We start from the raw sequence: 2,906 nt of genomic DNA, 5'->3' as shown, positions 1-2,906 counted from the left end.
TCGCGGTCGGGGGTGACGTCGGCCGTGACGTCGGTGATGGTGGCGGCGGTGGCGTCGGCCTTGGCGGTGGTGTCCGCCGCGGTTTCCGGGGCGTTGTCGGTCGCGGCTTCCGGGGCGTTCTCGGTGACGTCGGCGGCCGTGTCCGCCACGGCGTCCGGTACGGACACGGAGGCGGCCGGCAGCTCGTCGGCACTCGCCACGGAGGAGCCCAGCGCCCAGGCACCGGTGACTCCGGCGGCGATGACTATGGAACGGCGGATGTTCTTGTTCATGGGTACGTCAGGGTCCTTCGAAGATCTTGGGGACATTTCCGAATGCCGGGCCGGGTGATGCGGCGCCGGCGGCACCCGCCCGGGAGAGTGAGAAGCGTCCGGGCGGTGGGCAGACCTCTCCGCCCCCGCGCGGCGGGTCTGCGGCGGGGGAAGGCCCTGCTCTAGGCGGGAGAGACGGGAATGTCCCGGTACCGGTCCCGGGTCTCGGCGGCGTCGGCACGCGCGAAGGCGCCGGGCACGAGTCGGAACGGAACCCGGTGATGCGGGGTGACCGCGTGCGCGTCACCGTGGCGCGGCGTGCCGTGGTCGGCACCTGCTCCGGCGCCCAGCGTGCCGTCGGGATCGCCGGCGGGTGCCCGGTGGGCGGGGGCGTGGTCGCTGGGCGCGGGTACGGCGCGGTGGGTGTCGACGTGCGCCGCGTCGGGCGCCCCGGCGCCGAGGGGCTTCGGTCCGTACGCGACGTGTGCGGCGGCTGCGGCACCGTGGGAGGCGACGGGCCCGTCGGAGGTTCCGGCGGCGTCGGAGGCGTCGGAGGCGTCCGGCACGGTGATCGAGGACCCGGGCCGCGGGTCCGTGCCGACCGGCATCAACCCACCGGGAACGTCGGCCATGCCGGACGGGTCCGGCAACAACGGCAGCGCGGGCGCCGACGGCAGCGAAGGCCGAGAGGGCGAGGACAGCGAGGGTGGGGAGGGAAGCGGCGGCAACGCCTCCAACGGCGGCACCTCCGTCTGCGCGACCGTCCCGAGCCCGTCGGCCACCGTCTCCACCGCGTCACCGACCGGCCGTACGACCCGGGGCTCCACGGACCGGACCACGCCCTCGGCCACCGGACGAAGCTCCGAAAGCACGGCGCCGGAGCCCTGGTCGGTCCTGGAGCCCTGGCCGGCCCCGAAGCCCTGGTCGGCCCCGAAGTCCTGGTCGGTCTTGGCGCCCTGGCCGGTCCGGGAATCCCGCGGGACGGTTGATTGCCGTGCTTCCCGCGGGCGCTCCGTGGGCACGTCGACGACCTGTCCGATCGCGTCCCGCACGGGCGGCTCCCCCTCGGCCGCCTGCGCCCGCTCTCCGCAGAGGATCCCGAGCACGAACAACCCGCCCACCAGCAGCGCCACGTGCAGCGCACGCCGCCCTGCCACCGTGCGCATCACGCGCAGAGCGGCACCGGGCAAGCCTGCTGACCAGATCAAGAGGGGGAGATTCCTCCCGTGCGGCGGAACGGATGGCGCGTCGAACATCGCATCGACACGACGCGCGATCCTCGCACGGGACTCCGGAGGTTGCGCAAGCCCGCTCCTACCGATGGGCAGTCATGTCCGCTTTGCCGACAGGAATCGGACCACCCCGGATCGACAAATCGTCACCCGGCATCCGGTATCGGCAGGGGGCGCTTCTCGATCGCCGCCGCCATCACCTCCGGGAAGAGATCGGGCGTGCAGGCGAAGGCCGGCGCGTCCAGTGCGGCGAGCGCCGCCGCGTGCTCCCGGTCGTACGCGGGCGCCCCTTCGTCGGACAGCGCCAGCAGCGTCACGAACTGCACCCCCGCCGCCTTCATCGCCGCGACCCGCTTGAGCATCTCGTCCCGTATGCCTCCCTCGTACAGATCGCTGATCAACACGACCACCGTCTCCGTGGGCCGGGTGATCTGCGACTGGCAGTACGCCAGCGCGCGGTTGATGTCCGTGCCGCCGCCGAGTTGCGTGCCGAAGAGCACGTCGACCGGGTCGTCGAGCTGGTCGGTGAGGTCGACGACCGCCGTGTCGAAGACGACGAGCCGGGTGCCGATCGACCGCATGGACGCCAGCACCGCGCCGAACACGGACGCGTACACGACGGACGCCGCCATCGACCCGGACTGGTCGACGCAGAGGACGACCTCCTTCTTCACGGACCGGGACGCCCGCCCGTAGCCGATGAGCCGCTCCGGCACGATCGTCCGGTACTCGGGCAGGTAGTGCTTGAGGTTGGCCGCGATCGTGCGGTTCCAGTCGATGTCGTGGTGGCGCGGCCGACTGATGCGGGCGCTGCGGTCGAGGGCGCCGGAGAGGGTGGCTCGGGTCCGGGTGGCGAGCCGCTTCTCCAGGTCCTCGACGACCTTGCGCACAACCGCCCGCGCCGTTTCCCTCGTCGTCTCCGGCATGACCTTGTTGAGGGAGAGCAGGGTGCCCACGAGGTGCACGTCGGCCTCCACCGCCTCGAGCATCTCCGGCTCCAGCAGGAGCGCGGCGAGACCGAGCCGGTCGATCGCGTCCCGCTGCATGACCTGCACGACGGAAGAGGGGAAGTAGGTCCGGATGTCCCCCAGCCAGCGCGCCACGGCCGGCGTGGAGGCCCCGAGTCCTGCCGAACGGTCCCGCCCCGCCCGGGGTTTGTCCCCCCTTCCGTAGAGCGCGGTGAGCGCCCCGTCCATCGCGGCGTCCTGTCCGGCGAGGGTGTGGCCGGTGCCGTCGGCCGGGTCACCGCCCAGCACGAGCCGCCACCGCCGCAGCCGCTCCTGTGCCGTGCCGGCGTCGACCGGCTCGGTCGTCGTCATGCGTCCACCCCCACGAGGTTGTTGCCGCCGGCACCCGACCGCCGGCCACCGGCGCCGGTCCCGGCGGTGCCGCTTCCCGCACCTGCCGCGCGGGCCGCCTCCAC

The 2,906-nt window shown here is 73.3% G+C and carries 2 protein-coding genes and 1 pseudogene; all 3 read right to left on the bottom strand.

The annotated features are described in order from the left end of the window. Positions 1 to 272 (bottom strand): annotated as a pseudogene (locus EBH09_RS39165) (hypothetical protein); the annotation flags it as partial. A 161-nt stretch (positions 273 to 433) separates the two neighbouring features. Next, positions 434 to 1,459 (bottom strand): hypothetical protein, encoded by a 1,026-nt coding sequence (locus EBH09_RS22555; RefSeq protein ID WP_121748767.1) that lies wholly within the window; start codon positions 1,457 to 1,459, stop codon positions 434 to 436. A 170-nt stretch (positions 1,460 to 1,629) separates the two neighbouring features. Next, entirely contained in the window at positions 1,630 to 2,802 is a 1,173-nt protein-coding gene (locus tag EBH09_RS22550; RefSeq protein WP_121748766.1) for a VWA domain-containing protein, read from the bottom strand. Positions 2,803 to 2,906 lie beyond the last annotated feature (104 nt).

The organism is Streptomyces sp. E2N166, from assembly GCF_003671715.1.
Classification (GTDB): domain Bacteria; phylum Actinomycetota; class Actinomycetes; order Streptomycetales; family Streptomycetaceae; genus Streptomyces; species Streptomyces thinghirensis.
Note: the sequence above shows the minus strand (reverse complement) of the source record. Positions and strands in the feature narration are given on the sequence as shown.

Excerpts from the sequence above, each read along its gene's own strand:
- EBH09_RS22550 (WP_121748766.1), bottom strand. The coding sequence starts at position 2,802 with ATGACGACGACCGAGCCGGTCGACGCCGGCACGGCACAGGAGCGGCTG.